Annotated in this window: 12 protein-coding genes; 7 read left to right on the top strand and 5 right to left on the bottom strand. The window is 71.8% G+C overall.

What is annotated here, in order from left to right:
• Window positions 1-101 precede the first annotated feature (101 nt).
• The 6 genes from ABFJ78_RS42480 to ABFJ78_RS42505 all read left to right on the top strand — a co-directional run bounded on the left by ABFJ78_RS42480 (window position 102) and on the right by ABFJ78_RS42505 (window position 8,581).
• Entirely contained in the window at window positions 102-1,118 is a 1,017-nt protein-coding gene (locus ABFJ78_RS42480; protein WP_436393107.1) for a phosphotransferase family protein, read from the top strand.
• Window positions 1,119-2,342 carry an acyl-CoA dehydrogenase family protein gene (locus ABFJ78_RS42485; RefSeq protein ID WP_436393108.1) on the top strand — a complete coding sequence of 408 codons (1,224 nt, stop codon included), beginning with the start codon at window positions 1,119-1,121 and terminating at the stop codon, window positions 2,340-2,342.
• Entirely contained in the window at window positions 2,339-3,523 is a 1,185-nt protein-coding gene (locus ABFJ78_RS42490) for an acyl-CoA dehydrogenase family protein (RefSeq protein ID WP_436393109.1), read from the top strand. Before ABFJ78_RS42485 ends, ABFJ78_RS42490 begins: the two co-directional genes overlap by 4 nt.
• On the top strand, window positions 3,520-4,611 hold the full coding sequence (locus ABFJ78_RS42495; protein ID WP_436393110.1) for an acyl-CoA dehydrogenase family protein: 1,092 nt from the start codon (window positions 3,520-3,522) through the stop codon (window positions 4,609-4,611). The genes ABFJ78_RS42490 and ABFJ78_RS42495 overlap by 4 nt, the downstream gene beginning before the upstream one ends.
• A gap of 169 nt (window positions 4,612-4,780) precedes the next feature.
• Window positions 4,781-7,522, top strand: coding sequence for a hypothetical protein (locus ABFJ78_RS42500; protein ID WP_436393111.1), 2,742 nt, complete (start codon window positions 4,781-4,783; stop codon window positions 7,520-7,522).
• Window positions 7,523-7,708: 186 nt separating this feature from the next.
• Complete coding sequence (locus ABFJ78_RS42505; RefSeq protein WP_436393112.1) at window positions 7,709-8,581, top strand: alpha/beta fold hydrolase; 873 nt, start codon at window positions 7,709-7,711, stop codon at window positions 8,579-8,581.
• On the opposite strand, the gene ABFJ78_RS42510 is transcribed toward ABFJ78_RS42505, so the two are convergent.
• The 4 genes from ABFJ78_RS42510 to ABFJ78_RS42525 are packed head-to-tail and all read right to left on the bottom strand — an operon-like array spanning window position 8,578 to window position 13,910.
• The gene (locus ABFJ78_RS42510; RefSeq protein ID WP_436393113.1) at window positions 8,578-10,626 is read right to left on the bottom strand and encodes a hypothetical protein; all 2,049 of its coding nucleotides are present in this window, start codon (window positions 10,624-10,626) and stop codon (window positions 8,578-8,580) included. The two genes, ABFJ78_RS42505 and ABFJ78_RS42510, sit on opposite strands and share 4 nt — an antisense overlap.
• On the bottom strand, window positions 10,623-11,246 hold the full coding sequence (locus ABFJ78_RS42515; protein ID WP_436393114.1) for a TetR/AcrR family transcriptional regulator: 624 nt from the start codon (window positions 11,244-11,246) through the stop codon (window positions 10,623-10,625). Before ABFJ78_RS42515 ends, ABFJ78_RS42510 begins: the two co-directional genes overlap by 4 nt.
• Window positions 11,247-11,289: 43 nt before the next feature.
• The gene (locus ABFJ78_RS42520; protein WP_436393115.1) at window positions 11,290-12,258 is read right to left on the bottom strand and encodes a phosphotriesterase family protein; all 969 of its coding nucleotides are present in this window, start codon (window positions 12,256-12,258) and stop codon (window positions 11,290-11,292) included.
• Window positions 12,258-13,910 (bottom strand): AMP-binding protein, encoded by a 1,653-nt coding sequence (locus ABFJ78_RS42525; protein ID WP_436393116.1) that lies wholly within the window; start codon window positions 13,908-13,910, stop codon window positions 12,258-12,260. Before ABFJ78_RS42525 ends, ABFJ78_RS42520 begins: the two co-directional genes overlap by 1 nt.
• Before the next feature lie 286 nt (window positions 13,911-14,196).
• On the opposite strand from ABFJ78_RS42525, the gene ABFJ78_RS42530 reads away from it, so the two are divergent.
• Entirely contained in the window at window positions 14,197-15,006 is an 810-nt protein-coding gene (locus tag ABFJ78_RS42530; RefSeq protein WP_436393117.1) for a hypothetical protein, read from the top strand.
• Window positions 15,007-15,012: 6 nt separating this feature from the next.
• Here the strand turns inward: ABFJ78_RS42530 and ABFJ78_RS42535 are convergent, their stop codons facing one another.
• Complete coding sequence (locus ABFJ78_RS42535; protein ID WP_436393118.1) at window positions 15,013-18,072, bottom strand: glycoside hydrolase family 2 TIM barrel-domain containing protein; 3,060 nt, start codon at window positions 18,070-18,072, stop codon at window positions 15,013-15,015.
• Window positions 18,073-18,120: the final 48 nt, after the last annotated feature.

Below are 18,120 nucleotides of genomic sequence, written 5' to 3' on the forward strand. Positions count from 1 at the left end.
TTGCCGAGGCGGCGCTTTCACGTGAAAGCTCCGCATCGGCAACCGCCGCTGTACGTCATACCGACTAGTCGGTATGCTCCCCTCGACGAAGAGGAGACTGCATGAACCCGCCAGGACTCGACCTGGACCGCCTGCGCGCCCACCTGGACGCGCACCGGCCCGGCCTGGTCGCCGGACAGCTGTCCGCGGACGTCGTGGAGGGCGGCCGGTCGAACCTCACCTACGTGGTCGGCGACGGCCGCTCGCGCTGGGTGGTGCGCCGCCCGCCGCTCGGGCACGTGCTGCCCACCGCGCACGACATGACCCGCGAGTTCCGGGTTATCTCGGGCCTGCGCGACACCGCCGTGCCGGTGCCCGAAGCGATCCTGCTCTGCGAGGACGCCGACGTCATCGGGGCGCGGTTCTACGTCATGAGCTTCGTCGAGGGCACGCCCTACCGGACCGCGGACGAACTGGCGCGGCTCGGCGAGCAGCGCACCCGCGCGATCGCCGACGCACTGGTCGACACGCTCGTCGACCTGCACGCCGTCGACCCGGCCGCGGCCGGGCTCGGCGACTTCGGCCGGCCGGAGGGCTTCCTGGAGCGGCAGCTGCGGCGGTGGAAGAAGCAGCTCGACGCCTCGCGCAGCCGCGACCTCGACGGCATCGAGGAACTGCACGACCGGCTCGCCGCGGCGGTGCCGGTGTCCGGCAAGCCGTCGATCATCCACGGCGACTACCGCCTGGACAACGTCCTGGTCGACGCGAACGACGAGATCTCCGCGGTGCTCGACTGGGAGATGTCGACGCTCGGCGACCCGCTGACCGACCTCGCGCTGCTGGTGGCCTACGCCGAGCGCGACAAGGTGTCGCTGCAGTTCGTCTCCAACGCCAGCTCCGCGCCCGGCTACCCCACGACCGACGAAGTCGTGCGGCGCTACGCCGAACGTTCGGGGCGGGACGTTTCGCAGCTGAACTGGTACGTCAGCTTCGCGTTCTTCAAGCTGGCCGTGATCCTGGAAGGCATCCACTACCGCTACACGCAGGGCAAGACGGTCGGGGCGGGCTTCGAAGGCGTCGGGGCCGGTGTCCCGCTGCTCATCTCGCACGGCAACGAGATTCTCAAAGAGGAGAAGTAAATGGACTTCGCGTTCGACGAGAAGACCGAGGAGCTGCGCGGGAAGCTCCTCGAGTTCATGGACTCGCACATCTACCCCGCCGAGCCCGTGTTCGAGCGGCAGCTCGCCGAACGCGACGACCCGTGGGCCATCCCGCCGGTCATGGAGGAGCTGAAGGCCGAGGCCCGCAAACGCGGCCTGTGGAACTTCTTCCTCCCCGGCGACCACGGCGCGGGCCTGACGAACCTGCAGTACGCGCCGCTGGCGGAGATCACCGGCCGCAGCATCCGGCTGGCGCCGACCGCGCTCAACTGCGCCGCGCCCGACACCGGGAACATGGAAGTGCTGGCCATGTTCGGCAACGAGCAGCAGCAGAAGCAGTGGCTGGAACCGTTGCTCGCCGGGGAGATCCGCTCCGCCTTCGCGATGACCGAGCCGGACGTCGCCTCCTCCGACGCCCGCAACATCGAGACCGCGATCCGGCGCGACGGCGACGAGTACGTCATCAACGGCCGCAAGTGGTACATCTCCGGCGCGATGAACCCCGCGTGCCAGATCTTCATCGTGATGGGCAAGACCGACCCGGACGCCGCGCCGCACAAGCAGCAGAGCATGATCCTGGTCCCGCGCGACACGCCGGGCCTGACGGTCAAGCGCGGCATGCACGTCTTCGGCTACGACGACAGCGACCACGGCGGCCACGCCGAAGTCCTGTTCGAAGACGTCCGCGTGCCGGTGGAGAACCTCATCGCCGGCGAGGGTGACGGCTTCGCGATCGCCCAGGCCCGGCTCGGCCCGGGCCGGATCCACCACTGCATGCGCGCCATCGGCATGGCCGAGCGCGCGCTGGAACTGATGTGCCGCCGCGCGATCTCGCGCGAGGCGTTCGGCAAGCCGATCGCGCAGCAGGGCGTCGTGCAGGACTGGATCGCCGAGTCCCGCGTGAAGATCGAACAGCAGCGGCTGCTCGTGCTCAAGACCGCGTGGCTGATGGACACCGTCGGCAACCAGGGCGCGCACACCGAGATCCAGGCCATCAAGATCTCGACGCCGATCACCGTCGAGTGGATCCTCGACAAGGCCGTCCAGGTGCACGGCGCCGGCGGCGTCAGCCAGGACTTCCCGCTGGCCGCGATGTGGGCCGGGAACCGCACGCTGCGCCTTGCCGACGGGCCGGACGAGGTCCACAAGCGCTCACTCGCCCGGCGTGAGCTGAAGAAGTACCTCTCGGAGGGCGCGAAGTGACTGTCACCGCCGAAGACCTGACTCGCCAGGCGACCGAGTTCCTCGCCTCGCACGACCCGAAGACGACGGACCGGCTGGAGTTCCTGCGGGCCCGGTTCGACGCCGGTCTCGCCTGGATCCATTTCCCCGCCGGGCTCGGCGGGCAGAACGCGCCGCGCGCGCTGCAGTCCGCTGTGGACAGTGTGTTCACCGAAGCGGGCGCGCCGGACAACAACCCGCGCCGGATCGGCATCGGTCTCGGCATGGCCGCGCCGACCATCCTCGCCTTCGGCACGCCGGAGCAGCGCGAGCGCTACCTGCGTCCACTGTGGACCGGCGAGGAGGTGTGGTGCCAGCTGTTCTCCGAGCCGGGCGCCGGCTCCGACCTCGCCGCGCTGGGCACGCGGGCGGTCCGCGACGGCGACGACTGGATCGTCACCGGCCAGAAGGTGTGGACGTCGGGCGCGCACGAATCGCAGTGGGCGATCCTGGTGACGCGCACCGACCCGGACGTGCCGAAACATCAGGGTATGACGTACTTCCTGTGCGACATGACCGCGCCCGGCGTCGAGGTCCGGCCGCTGCGCCAGATCACCGGCGAGGCCGAGTTCAACGAGGTCTTCCTGACCGACGTCCGGATCCCGGACAGCCAGCGCCTCGGCGCGGTCGGCGAGGGCTGGAAGGTCGCGCAGACGACGTTGATGAACGAGCGCGTCGCGATCGGCGGGCACGTCCAGCCGCGTGAGGGCGGGCTGATCGGCATCGTCGCGAAGACCTGGCGCGAGCGGCCCGAGCTGCGCACGCCGGAGCTGCGTGACCGGCTCGTGCAGCGCTGGGTCGAGGCCGAGACGCTGCGGCTGGCGGGTACCCGGCTGCGCCAGCAGCTGACGGCGGGCGCGCCCGGCCCGGAGGGTTCGGCCATGAAGGTCGCGTTCTCCGAGCTGAACCAGGCGCTCACCGGCCTGGAGGTCGAGCTGCTGGGCGAAGAGGGCCTGGCGTATGACGACTGGACGTTCCGGCGCCCGGCGATCGTCGACTTCACCGGCCGCGAAGCCGGCTACCGCTACCTGCGCGCGAAGGGCAACTCCATCGAGGGCGGCACCTCGGAGGTCCTGCGCAACATCATCGCCGAGCGCGTGCTGGGGCTGCCCTCGGAGCCGCGCGTCGACAAGGACGTCGCCTGGAAGGACCTCCCCCGATGACCGACCTGCTGTATTCAGACGTCGAAGAGGACCTGCGTGCCTCGGTCCGGGACCTGTTGAAGGACAAGGCTTCCGCGGAGGCGCTGCTGGCGCGCGTCGAGACGGCCGAGGGCTACGACCTGAAGCTGTGGCGCACGCTGGCCGAGGAGGTCGGCGTGGCCGGGCTGGCGGTGCCCGAGGAGCTGGGCGGGCACGGCGCGTCGGCCCGCGAGGTGGCCGTGGTGGCCGAGGAGCTGGGCCGCAGCGTCGCGCCGGTGCCGTTCCTGGGCAGCGTGGTGCTGGCGACGACAGCACTGGTCCGCGCTTCGGCGGGCGACTTCGTCCGGCAGCTGGCCTCGGGTTCGGCGATCGGCGCGCTGGCCGTGCCGCTGTCGACGGCGCCGGGCGCGGGGTTCCCGTCGTCGGTGACTGTTTCCGGCGGCCGGCTCAGCGGCCGCGTCGGCACGGTGGCCGACGCGTCGGTGGCGGACCTGCTGGTCGTCCCGGCGGCGGGCCCGGACGGACCGGAGCTGTACGTCGTCTCGGCGGCCGACGCGACGGTTACGGAGCTGGCGTCGTTCGACCTGACCCGGCGCGTGGCCGACGTTTCGCTGGACAACGCGCCGGCGACGCTGGTGGCGTCCGGTCCGGACGCGGCTTCGGCGCTGGAGGAGGCGCTGCTGTCCGGGGCCGGGATCCTGGCGTCGGAGCAGACGGGCGTCGCCGAGTGGGCGCTGACGGAGACGGTCTCGTACCTGAAGGGGCGGTACCAGTTCGGGCGTCCGGTGGGCGGGTTCCAGTCGCTGAAGCACCGGCTGGCGAACCTGTACACGGACTTGGTGCTGGCCCGCGCGGCGGCCCGGTACGCGGCGGACTCGCTGGCCACGGGGACCGATGTGCCGATCGCGGTGGCGGTGGCGCAGGCGCGGGTGTCGCCGATCGCGGTGAAGGCGGCCGAGGAGGCGATCCAGCTCCACGGCGGCATCGGGATGACGTGGGAGCACCCGGCGCACCTGTACCTGAAGCGGGCGAAGGCGGACGAGATCGCGTTGGGGACGCCGGGCAAGCACCGCGCCCGGCTGGCGGAACTGGTCGACCTGCCCGCCTGAGACCCGTCCGATCGCGCGTGGCACCGCCGCGACACCCGATGTTTCGGTTGTGTCACGCGCGATCCGGTCCGTCCCGGTGATCCCTTGACGCCCCCGCTGCCGGAGTGCTGAGGTGAACACGCCTGGGGGTGGCTACCGGTTGCCCCCGCGTTTCGAGGGGGATTCACCGATGGTGCGCACTCACGTGCGGCGTTCGACGCTGCCCGGACGAAGAAGACGGTTGGTCACGCTGCTGACCACCACCCTCCTGCTCACCGGAACGGCGGCCGTGCTGCCGGCCACCGCGTCGGCCGCCGAGCCACCACCGCTGCCGGTGAAGACGCTGACGCGGTCGTCGTGGGCCTACACCGACGCCGCCGATCCCCTGCACATCAAGGTGAACGCCGCCGGCGACGCCCCGGTCGGCGCGAGCGTGGACGCCAAGGGACCGCACCTTTCCCGCGCTTACTACACGCTCGACCTGACGTCGTTGCGCGGCAAGCACGTCGTCGGCGCCGCCCTGACCATCCCGGAGAAGCGCGCCACCGACTGCGCGAGCCGCGCGGTGGAGCTGTGGTCGACCGCCCCGGTCACCGCGAAGTCGTCGTGGGCCAAGCCGCCCGCCGAGCTGACCCGGCTGGCCACCGCCGGGGCGCCTGCCGCCGGGTGCCCCGCCGACCTCGCCGGCCTCGACCTCACCGCCGCCGTCGCGAAGGCCGTGCAGGCCGGGGAGAAGACGCTCACCCTCGAGCTGCGCGTCCCGGGCGCGCACGAGCTGGACCCGCGCTACGGCCGCTGGTTCGCCAACGACCTCAGCCTGAAGGTCACCTACAACACGCCGCCGGGCATCCCGGCGAACCTGCGCACGGCCTCCCCCGACGCACCGTGCGCGACGACCGCGCCCGGCGTGTTCACCCGGGCCTACGACATCCCGATCACCGGGCACTACGCCGACGTCACGGATCCGGATCCGGGCCAGGACCTGGTCGCGCACTGGGAGATGTGGTCGGTCGACGACCCCTCGGTGCGCCGCGACCTCGACTGGCCCGTGACGAACGGGCAGGCCTACGCCCAGTTCGACAACCCCTGGCTGCCGGCGGACCACACCTACGCGTGGCGGCTGCGGGTCACCGACGGCGTCGACACCTCGGACTGGTCGCCGACCTGCTACCTCACCCCGGACAGCGTCAAGCCGGAGGTTCCGGACGTCACCTCGGAGGTCTACCTCACCGACGACCCGTGGACGCCGCGCGGCGGCATCGGCGTGCCGGGGCAGTTCACCTTCACCGCCCACGGGTCCACGGACGTCGTGCGCTACGAGTACCGGTTCACCGGTCAGTCCGAGTGGACCTCGGTGCCCGCGGAGTCGCCCGGCGGCCCGGCCACGGTGACGTTCACCCCGGCCGACTCCGGCTCGTTCTCGGTCGGCGTCCGCAGCGTGGACCGCGCGAACAACTACTCCTGGGAGCAGTACCGGGACTTCACGGTCAAGGACATCCGGCCCTACGTCTGGTCGACGCTCTACCCGCCCTACAGCACCAACCCCGGCGGCAACATCGGCGTGCCGGGCGTGTTCGACCTCTCCCCCGGGCTGCCGGACACCGTCAGCTACGACTACCACCTGGACAACGGGCCGGACCAGACCGTCGTCGCCGACGCGGACCACAACGCCCACGTCACGCTGGCGCCCACGCACGGCGGTGAGAACGTCCTCTACGTGCGCAACACCGGCGCCGACGGAACGGTTTCGCTCTACCGCGAGTACAAGTTCCAGGTCGACACGGCGCCGGACATCACCATCGAGGGCGGGCTCCAGATCGGTTCGGAGAGCACGTTCCGGCTCGCGCCCCGGCTGGCCGGCACGACGTCGTACACCTACTGGATCACCGGCTACCAGGACGAGCCGATCACCGGCCCCGTCACCGTGCCCGCGGCGGCGGACGGCACCGGGTCGTTCGCCTGGACCCCGCTCGACACCCGGGCGCAGGCCGTGCGCGTGCGCAGCACGGACGCGGCGGGCACGCAGTCCGAAGTGCGGTACCTGAGCTTGTACGTCGACGGCGCGGCACCGTACGTCACGCGCACCGGTGGCGCGGACGCGCCCGGGCAGCCGGGCACGTTCACCTTCCGCTCGTCGCTGAAGAACACCGCCGAGTTCGTCTACTGGCCGTCCACCGACCCCGCGCACAAGCTGACGGTGCCGGCCCGCCCGGACGGCACGGCGGAGGTCACCTGGACGCCCACCGAGGCCGGGAACGTCTGGTTCACCGTGCAGGCCCGCAACACCGCGGGGATCCTGTCGGCCGAGGGCTCGACGTTCTTCACCGTCTACGACAGTCCCGTCGTCACGTCGGCCGACTTCGTCCGGGAGCCCGCCGGGCCGATGCGGCCCGGGACGTTCACGCTGACCTCGCGGATGGCGGGCACGGTGGCGTTCGAATTCGCGGTGGACAGCTACACCACCACGGACGTCGCGGCGGGTCCGGACGGCACGGCGACCGCGGCGTACACCCCGACGACGTCCGGCTACCACACCGTCTACGTGCGGGCCCGGGCCGCGGACGGCCACACGTCCGGCTGGGGGTACTACTCCTTCACGGTGACCGACCAGCCGAAGGTGTCGTCGGCGGACTACCCCGCCGGCCAGGCCTCCGACGGGGCAGGCACGCCCGGGACGTTCACCTTCACCCCGAACGCGCCCGGGATGACCGGGTACGTCTACGTGGTGCACCGGAACTGGCCCGACAGCGCGGACGAACCCGAACGCACCGTGCCGGCCGGGGCGGACGGGACAGCGTCGGTCACCTGGACCCCGGAGAGCTACGGCGACTACTACTTCACGGTCCAGGGCCGGCGGGCCGACGGCAGCCTGACCGAGACGGCGTACTACTCCTTCTCCGTCCGGAGCGCGCCGGAGGTGACGGGCGACTGATCGGAAGGCGGGGCTTCCCGGACCGGGGAGCCCCGCCACTTTCGTGAATCCCGCTCGCTTTTCTTCCGAATTTTCGCTCATCTGAGCGAAAATGCTGTGAGCCACACCACTCGTGAGGCAAAAGGGTGGCAAAAGTGCCCCCGTTCCCATGGTTCTCCCCACCCGCCGGGATCTAGCCTGGGCGCCATGGAATTCGCCGTCGCACCGACGGAAGCGCTGGAGGAATTGACCGTCGCCGTCGGCGGGCATCGGCACAGCGCGCTCGCCGCCGGGCCCGAATCCGGGGAACTCGTCCTGCTGCTGCACGGCTGGCCCGAATTCGCGGAGTCCTGGACCGAGCAGCTCCACGCCCTCGGCGAAGCCGGATACCGCGCCCTCGCCGTCGACCAGCGCGGGTACGCCCGGCACGCCCGGCCGGACGGCGTCGAGCACTACTCGATCGAGCACCTGGTCGGCGACGCGCTCGCCTTCGCCGACAGCCAGGGCGCCGACCGCTTCCACCTGGTCGCGCGCGACTGGGGCGGCATGGTCGCCTGGGCGCTGGCCACCGCGCACCCCGGCCGGCTGCGGTCGCTGACCGTGCTTTCCACGCCGCACCCGTCGGCCCTGCAGCGCGCGGCCGCCACCGACGACGGGCAGTTCCACGACCTCGGCTACATCCGCTTCTTCCGCCGCGGGGTCGGCAAAGCCGAGAAATTCCTCTTACGCGACGAAGCCGCCCAATTACGCGCTGTCTACAATCGCCGGATTCCGGTCGAAATCGTCGAACGCACGGTCGCGCGCCTTTCCGAACCGGGCGCCCTGACCGCGACGCTGAATTGGTACCGCGGCGCCACGAACGACGTTTTCGACGTCCCCGCGGGCCGCATCACCGTGCCGACGCTCTACCTGTGGGGCAGCGAGGACCCGTACCTCGGCCAGAGCGCCGCGGAGCTGACCGTCCACCACATCGACGCCGAGTACCGCTTCCAGATCATCGAGGGTGCGAGCCAGTGGATGGCGATGGAGGCCCCCGACGAGGTCATCGCGGTCCTGCTGGACCACCTCCGGCAGCACTAGCCGGTCTTGCGGACCAGGCCGGTGTAGCCGACGAGCGCCAGCGTGGCCAGCGCCCAGATCGCCGCCTGGAGCAGCCAGATCGCCACCGTGAACCACTGCCCGGCGGCGATCCCGGTGTTGAGGTCGCACCGCCCGCGCACCCCGGGTGACAGCGGTAGCCCGCGGTCCAGGCCGACGCCGATGAGTTCGACGGTCGTGCAGGGCGTGCCCACCTTCGCCGTGAGGTCGGAAGTCCGCTCGGCCGCCCGATGGCCGCCGTCCCCGACGTGGCCCGCCCACAACCCGAGTCCCCCGGCCACGACCACGGCGAGCAGCAACGCGGCGGCCGTGCGCCGGGCTCGGTAGCCGTACCCGGCGAGCGCGCCCCACAGCCAGTGGAACCGCCGCGCCGGCCACCCGCCGATGGCTCGGGGCGCCCGGCGCTGCAGGTCACGCTGCTGGGCGATGAGGATCTGCCGCGCGTTCCCGTCGTGCCCGGCGGCCCGCTCGGACGCGGCCAACTGCTGGTACGGCCCGGGCCGGTACGCGGCGGTGTGGTCGCGGATCAGCCGCAGCCACTCGCGCCAGGTGACGTCGCCGAGCGAGCCGAACCGGAAGCCGTCGAGGTCGAGCAAGCCGTCGAGCCCGGCGGACAGGAAGACCGGCCCGTCGACGACGGCGTCCCGCAGGCTCACGAGCGTCCCAGGGCTGACGATCTCCGCCCCGGTGAAGGCGAGCTTGCCCCGGACCCGGCAGCGATCGGCGACCACCGCCGGGCCCGCCTCGTTCGTCAGCACGGCGTCGTCGAAGGTGCACGGGCCGTCGACGTGCAGGCCGTCGGCGTCCAGCGCCGGGCCGTCGGCCGAGGTGACCCGGGCGCCTTCGAAGTCCGCGTGGCCGCCGACGCGAGCGGCCGCGAGGTGGATCGTGCCGGTCGCCGTCACCCCGGTCAGCCGCAGGCCACCGGCCACCTGGAGCCGGTCACCGATCAGGGACGGTCCGGTGCCCCCGGCGAGTTCGGCGTCGACCAGGTAGAGGTTCCCCGTCACGTGCGCGCCGATCAGGGAGACCGCGCCGCTCGCCCGCAGGCCGCGGGCGTGGACGCTGCCCTCGATCCGGGCGCTGTCGGCGCTCAGCGCGCGGCCGGCGGGATGGGCGAACACCGCGCCGCCCAGGTTGAGCTGCCCGTCGATGCGGGCGCCGAGCAGCGAGACCGCGCCGGTCACGGTGACGCCGGTGCCGTACAGGCCGCCGGCCCGGAGGCGGTCGGCGCCGACGGCCGGGCCGCTGTCGTTGGCCACGGTGGCGTCGCCGAGGTCGAGCTGGCCGCCGACGCGGGCGCCGAGCAGGCGGAGCGCGCCTTCCTCGCCACCGCCGGTCACCGTGGCGCCGGCCAGGCTGAAGTCGCCGTCGACCACCGCGCCGTCGGCGTGCACCACCGGCCCGGACTCGTTGGCGAGCACCGCCTCGCCCAGGAAGACCTCCCCGGAAACGCGCGCGCCGAGCAGGCGGATCGCGCCGCTGTCGCCCGTGCCGGTCGCCTGCAGGCCCACGCCTTTGACGGCCCGGCACTCGAGGTCGTCGAGGAACAGCGCGGGGCCGTCGCCGCTGCGGATCTCCGCCCGGGCGAAGACGGCCAGGCCGTCGACCCGGGCGTCGCGCAGGCAGAGCACGCCGAAGTCGCCGGAGCCGGTCGCGCGCACGCCGGTGAAGTCGAGGTCGTGGCCGATCCGGACGCCGGTGCCGTCGAACCCGGCGATCCGGCTGCCGGACAGGTCGAGCCACGGCAGCGTCGCGGCCCGCGCGGAGATCGGGTTCACGAGCACGCAATCGACCAGGGCCAGCCCCACCGGCGCGGCGACGTGGTCCAGGTTCAGCGTCCCGGCGATCCGGGCGCTCCCCACGCGCACCCCGCGCGGGTCCACCGGACCGCGCAGGCCCAGCAGCAGCTCGCGCAGGACCGCGGCCCGCACCGGCGCGTCGGTCACGTAGGCGAGGCCGCGCCGGGCCGCGTCGATCAGCTCTCGTTCCGCGCCGGTCAGCTTGTCGACAACGGGCAACGTCACGCAGGTGGCCGGAGGGCGTCCAGGAGGAGGTCCGCGTAGTGGTCGCCGACCTGGCGCGCCGAGAGCGTCCCGCCGCGGCGGTACCACGAACCCAGGTGGTGGACCGAGCCGAAGAAGAAGTCGACGACCACATCGGCCGGCTTGTCCGTGCGGAACTCCCCCGACGCCTGGCCTTCCTCGATCAGGCCGCGGAAGCGCTCGTGGTACTTGCGGCGCTCGGCGCGCACCGCCTTCTGCTTGTCCGGGGAGAGCTGGTGCATCGACTGCAGGAAGATCGTGTTGTCGTCGAGGTTGTCGATGCTGGACACCACGACGTCGGACGCCGCGGCGCCGAGCCGCTCGCGCAGCGGGGCGTCCGACGACGCGACGCTCTCCAGCTGCCGGGTCTGCTCGCGCAGGACGCGCGCGTAGATCTCGTAGAGCAGGTCGTCCTTCGAGCCGAAGTAGTGGTACATCGCGCCCTTGGTGACGCCCGCGGCCTCGACGATCTCCTGGACGGACGTCCGGTCGAAGCCCTTCTTGGCGAACAGCTTCGTGGCGTGCTCCAGCAGCCGCCGGGGCACGGCGGCCTGGTCGTCGCCGGAGGCCTCGCCCGGCTTGCGGGTGCTTGCTCGGGTCACGGCAAGACCCCCTTCCACGTCACGGACGCACCAGGATAACGGCTCACGCCTGCCAGGACAGGAACCGCCGCGGGTTGTCCACCAGCATCGTCGTGATGTCCGTTTCGGACACCCCGCGCTCCCGCAGCGCGGGCAGCACGTCCCGGGTGATGTGCAGGTAGTGCCAGTTCGGCGTCAGCACGGGCAGCTGCTCCGAGGGCAGCCAGTCGATGTAGCAGGACGCGTCGTGCGAGAGCACCATGCTGCCCGCGTACCCGCGTTCGCACATCGCCGCGACCGTGTTCACCCGCTCCTCGAACGGCAGCAGCAGGTCGAGGCCGAACCGGTCCATGCCGAGCAGCGATCCGCGGTCGGCCAGCTCGGTCAGGTACCCCAGATCCGTCGAGTCGCCGGAGTGCCCGACCAGCACCTTGGCCAGGTCGACGCCTTCGTCTTCGAAGATCGCCTGCTGCTCCAAACCCCGCCGGGTGCCCGCGTGCGTGTGGGTCATGATCGGCGCGCCGGTCTCGACGTGCGCCTTCGCGACCGCGCGCAGCACGCGCTCGACGCCGGGGGTCACGCCGGGCTCGTCGGTCGCGCACTTGAGCAGCCCCGCCTTGACGCCGGTGCCCGCGATGCCCTCGCGGATGTCCCCGACGAACATCCCGACGAGCGGGTCCTCGCCCTGCAGCATCGTGCCGGGCCCGCGGAAGTGCAGGTAGTGCGGTACGTCGTTGTACGTGTAGAGCCCGGTCGCGACGACGATGTTGACCTCGACCTCGGCGGCGACCCGCTGCACGCGCGGGATGTACCGGCCGAGCCCGATGACGGTCGGGTCGACGATCGTGTCGATCCCCGCGTCCTTCAGCTCCTTGAGCCGCCGGATCGCCTCGGGGACGTGTTCGTCCTCGCGGAACCCTTCGTGCTCCGGGTAGTTGGCGACGAACTCGGGGCTCAGCACGAAGAGGTGCTCGTGCATGAGCACCCGGCCCAGCGCTTCCGGCGCGATCGCGCCCCGGACGGTCTCGACCATCAGCCCCTCGCCCGCAGCTCGCGGCGCAGGATCTTGCCGCTGGTCGTCTTCGGGAGTTCGTCGAGCACCTCGATGGTGCGCGGGTACTTGTAGGCGGCGAGCCGTTCCTTGCACCAGGCGACCAGTTCCGCGGGGTCGGCGGTCGCGCCCGGCGCCGGGCTCACGTACGCCTTGACCGTCTCGCCGCGGTACTCGTCGGCGATCCCGACGACGGCGGCTTCGCGGACCGCCGGGTGCGTGTACAGGACGTCTTCGACTTCGCGCGGCCAGACCTTGAAGCCGGACGCGTTGATCATGTCCTTCTTGCGGTCGACGACGTAGACCCAGCCGCGCTCGTCCATGAACCCGATGTCGCCGGTGAGCAGCCGCCCACCGGGCAGCGCCTCCGCCGTCGCGTCGGGGCGGTTCCAATAACCGGAGACGACCATCGGACCCTCGACGGCGATCTCGCCCGCCTGCCCGAACGGCAGCTCCTCGCCGTTCTCGCCGAGGATGCGGACGATCGTGTCCGGCACCGGCAGGCCGATCGAGATCGTGCCGGACTCCGGGTCGATCGGCGCTTCGAGCGTGCCGGGGACGACGACGCAGCCGGCCGTGGTCTCGGTGAGGCCGTAGCCGTTGTGGATGTAGTGCCCGGTCTTCGCGCGGAACGCCTCGACGACGGCGGGCGGCAGCGCGGCGCCGCCGGAGTAGAGCAGCGCGAACGACTCGAAGTGCTCGCGGCTGAAGGACGGGTGCGCCATCAGCGCCATGTAGGCCGTGGACGGCCCGACCGTGTACGACGGCCGGTGCTCGAGGAAGGCGTCGAGCACGACCCCCGGCTCGAAGCGGTAGGCGAGGGCGAGCGTGCCGCCGATGTCGATCGCGGAGCCGACTTCGCAGACCATGCCGGTGATGTGGAACAGCGGCGCGAGCCCGAACAGCGTCGAGCCGGCGGGAAGGCCGCTGAACGAGCCGAGGCCGGCGGCGTTGGTGCCGATGTTGCCGTGGGTGTTGGTGGCGCCCTTCGGCGTGCCGCTCGTGCCGGAGGTGTAGCTGATCAGCGCGGTGTCGCCGAGCGCGAAGGCGGGTTCCGGCGGCTTCGGGCCCGGCGTGGCGGCGGCCTCGAGGAGCTCGGTCGCGCCCGGCGTCTCCTCCTTTTCGACCTTGGCGAAGACGCGCTCGTCGTCGCGGGTCTGGAACTCCAGTTCGCTGGTGGTGAGCGCGATGCCGACGCCGTTCTCGGCGGCCGTCTTGCCGATGTAGGCGTTCCAGCCGCGCTGCGAGCAGACGACCGCCTTGACGCCGGCGTCGGTGAACACGTGGGTGAGCTCGCGCTCGCGGTACATCGGGTTGACCGGCACGACGATGCCGCCGGCCTTCCACGCGCCGAGCAGCGCGAGCACGAACTGCGGGATGTTCTGCAGGACCAGGGCGAGCCGGTCGCCGCGTTCGAAGCCGTTTTGCGCCAGATAGCGCGCGAAGCCGTCGGAGAGCTCGTCGACCTCGCGGTAGCTCAGCCGCGCGTCGAAGTACGCGATCGCGGCCCGCTCGGGCCATTCGTCCACGGCGCGGCGGAACGACTCCGGCAGCGTCGTCGGCTGCGCCGGTTCCGCGTCCCGCACCCGTTCGTCGTAGCTCGCGAGCCAGGGCTTCGCGTCGTACCAGCTCATCCAGTGACCTCCCTTGGACACCGACCGGTCGGTATGCCGACGCTAGGAGGCCGGGGCGGTCCGCGTCAAGACCCGGCTTCGCGGGAATCGCAGAAGCCGCCTTTCACTGCGTAATACGGACCCCGGTTCGGAATGGTTCACCATCTCTCCGATTACCGTTTTTCTCTGGACAAATCCCGGGCGGAGCAGCCACGATGGCGTCCGCGGCCCACTCGGCCGCGCCATTCGGAACAACCGCGCGCTGCCCGTGTGGACCCTCTCTGTTCACGCTAACTTGGAGTGATTCATGCCTGCTACCGGTGGACGGCACCGCCTCTCGCGGCGGACGAAGATCGCGACGGCGGCCCTCGGCCTCGCGATCGCGGCCGGCGCTCTGGTGATCGCGACGACCGTCGGCGACCCCGGCGCGGCCAACGCGGCCGGCACGGCCTCGTCCGGGCAGATCACCTGCCCCGACGTCGCCTCGCGGCTCCCGGCCATCCCGGCGTCGGCCCAGGCCGAGGTCCAGCGCAATCTCGACCTGCTGAACACGCAGATTTCCGAGGCCAACAACCGCTTGGTCAGCACCGTCGGCCAGGGCGGCCCGAACTTCGTCCAGAACGCGATCCTCGGGCCGCTGAAGGACAAACGCGTGTCGACGATCGACCGGATCGCCATCGCCATCGGCCGTCAGGGCCAGAAACCCCAGGGCCTCGACAGCCTGGCGACGTGCTCGCTGGGTGGCCAGGCGAACACCGGCGCGGGCACGGTTCCGGTCGCGCCGGCACCGGCCCAGGGCAGCGGCAACACCGGGAACACGGGGAACGCCGCCGGGCAGATCTCCTGCCCCGACGTCGCCTCGCAGCTCCCGGCCATCCCGGCGTCGGCCCAGGCCGAAGTCCAGCGCAACCTCGACCTGCTGAACACGCAGATCGCCGAAGCCAACAACCGGCTCGTCACCAGCGCGGGCGAGGGCGGCGCGAACTTCGTCCAGAACGCCATCCTCGGCCCGCTCGAGGACAAGCGCGTCGCGACGATCAACCGCATCGCGACCGCCATCGGCCGCACCGCGGCCAAACCGCAGGGCCTCGACGCGCTCGCGCCCTGCAGCCGCTGACCGGGATCAGCCGGCCGCGAGGGCGCTGATCCGCAGGAAACCCTTCGCGGTCATGGTGATCCGCACTTCGGTCGTCGTGACGGGATCGAACTCGAGCGTCGTCGGGTCGTTCGAGCCGCTCCCCCACGTGACTTTCAGGTTCCGCACCGGCACGAACCCGCTGCCCGTGCGGTGGGCGACCTCGACCGCCGACGGCAACACGTGGTTCCCGGCCACGACGAAGTTCGCCGTCACCTCACCGATCCGCCTGGCGGCGGGCCAGGCGAGCGACACCCAGTCCCGCGGACGCGGCCGGCTCACCGCGGGCAGTGTCGCGGTGGCCTGCTTGACGTAGAAGTTCGACCAGCCCGTCGCGGGGTCGCCGTCCAGCATCGCCGCCGGCAACGTGTCCGGCGCGCCCGAATAACTCGCGTCGACCGGCACGAAAGCCGGAGCCACCGGCCGGTCGACGGCCCGGGCGCCGGGACCGTTGCGCTGCCCGAGGTTCGTCCCCGGCAGCGTCGTCTTCCCCGGTGCCAGGCCGGGCGCGCTCGCCGTGACGGTGATCGGGCCCCGGCCGCCGGTCGCGGCGATGACGGCCACCGCCTGGCCGCGGAACGCCGGGATCGCCGGCTGCTGGTAGCTCTGGGCGAGTTCCTGGCGCCCGTTGTCGACACCGGCGACCCGCCCCGGCCCGCGGACGGCGAACCGCAGCACCGGTTCGGCGCCGGGCACCACGACGCCGTGGGAGTCCACAACGGACGCCGTCACGAACGCCATCGCGCCGTCGCCACGCGGCTCGGCGGTCAGCGTGACGGCGTGCGGCGGCCCGGCCGTGACCAGCCGGTCGCGCGCCACTTCGCGGCCGCCGGAGGTGGCGATCGCGGTGAGCGTGCCGGGTTCGAACGGCACGGTCCACGTCAGGTGCAGCTTGCCGGAGCCGCCGTTCGGGCTGGTGTAGCTGCCGGAGGGGTCGTTCTTGTCGTCACCGGCGGGTTCGGACGTCTCCAGGTACGGCCGTCCGTCCACAGTGGTCTTCCGGTCGAACTTCCGGACGCCGAGCGACCGTCCGTTGAGGACCAGCTCGACGGTGTCCACAGTGGAGTAGACCCACACCGCGACCGGTTCGCCGGGCCGGTGGGTCGTCCAGTCCATCGGCGTCAGGTGCACCATCGGCGCGGTCGTCCACTGGCTGCGGAAGAGGTGGAAGGCGTCCTTGGGCAGGCCCGCGCTGTCGATGGCGCCGAAGAACGACGTCTTGACCGGGAAGACGTCGTACGGCGTCGGCTCGCCGAGGTAGTCCTGCCCGGCCCAGAGGAACTGGCCCTGGCAGAACCGCCGGTCGCGGTCCTTCTTGAGCGAGTACTCGCCGCTGAACGTCCACGAGGCCAGGTTGTTGTCGTACGACGAGGTCGCGCGCTTGCCCGGCGTGTGGTTCTCGCCGGTGTTGAGCAGGTCCGGGTCCTGGTACACCCCGCGTGTCGAGGTTTCCGACGACGATTCGGACTCGAAGAAGAACTTGTCCGGGTACCGCGCGTGCAGCCCGTCGATCGACTGGGCGGTGTTGTAGTTGACGCCGAGACCGTCCAGCTGCCGGAGGATCAGGTCCTGGGGCGACCCCGGCGCGGGCACGCTGCGATAGCGGTCCGAGCCCATGATGACGGGCCGGGTGGGGTCGATCCCGCGGACCGTCTTGATGAGCTCCGCCGCGATGGCCGGGCCGCCGGCCATCGACGCGTCCGGCACCTCGTTGCCGATCGACCACAGCACGACGGCCGGCGAATTCTTGGCCGCGTGCACCATTTCCGCGATGTCGCGCCCGCTCCACGCGTCGAAGTCGCGGTGGTAGTCGAACTCGAGCTTCCCGGTCCGCCAGCAGTCGAACGCCTCGACCATCATGAGGATGCCGAGCCGTTCGCAGACGGTCACCAGCTCGGGCGCCGGCGGGTTGTGGGCGGTCCGCAGCGCGTTGGCGCCCATCGCGAGCATCAGCCGCATCTGGCGCTCCAACGCGGCGGAGTCGATCACCGCGCCGAGCGGCCCCTGCGTCGAGTGCAGGTTGACTCCGCGCAGCTTCATCGGCTCGCCGTTGAGCGAGAACCCGCGGTCCGGGTGGAACTCGGTGTACCGGAAGCCGAAGTCCGCAGTGGTCGTGTCGAGCACGCGCCCGGCCACGACGACGTCCGTGCGCACGCGGTAAAGCCGCGGTTCGCCGACCGACCAGAGCCGCGGGGCGGCGACGTTCTGCGTGGTGACCGCCGTGACGGTCTTCCCGGCGGGCACCGGCACGGTCGTTTCACCCCTCGCCACGACGTGGCCCGCGGGATCGGTGACGGTGGTGCGCACCTCGGCCGCCAGCGCCCCGGCGGAGTCGTTGACGACGTCGGTGGTCACCTTGACGGTGCCGCGCCCGGCGGCGATGGCCGGAGTCGTGACGAAGGTGCCGTGCCGGCCGACGTGCACCGGCTCGGTGACCACCAGCCGGACGCGGCGGTGGATGCCGCTGCCGGAGTACCAGCGGCTGCTGGGCAGCGGGTTGACCGCCCGTACGGCCAGGACGTTCGGCGTCCGGCCGTCGGTGTGCAGCCGGCCGGTGAGGTCGAAGGCGAAGCCGGTGTAGGCGTACGGGTGGTTGCCGAGCAGTTCGCCGTTCAGGTACACGTGGGCGTCGGAGTAGACGCCGTCGAACTCGACCGACACCCGCTTCCCGGCGAGCGACGGCGGCAGCGTGAAGGTGCGGCGGTACCAGCCGAGGCCGCCGCGGAAGAAGCCGGAGCCGCTCTGGGTGCCCCGGTCGGTGGGCGGGAGCTCGATGCTCCAGTCGTGCGGGACGTCGACGACCTGCCACTTCGAATCGTCGTAGGCGGGGTTCGGGGCGTCGGCGAAGCGGCCGCCGGGGTCGGTGACGCCGTCGGGGTTGGCGAGGGCGAACCGCCAGCCGGCGCCCAGGTCGGTGGCCCGGCCGGTGAGGTCGAGGCCCGGCCGGGTGAGGGCTTCGGCGGCCCGGGCGGCGGGCGCGACGGCGGAGGTGACGACGGCGGCGCCGAGGCCGCCCAGGACTACGCGTCTGCTCGGGGTGTTCGGCATCGGTGCAGTCCCTTCCGGCGGGCTGGTGCGGCGGAAAGCACTATTGCA

The sequence above is a fragment of the Amycolatopsis sp. MEPSY49 genome, assembly GCF_051337345.1.
Classification (GTDB): domain Bacteria; phylum Actinomycetota; class Actinomycetes; order Mycobacteriales; family Pseudonocardiaceae; genus Amycolatopsis.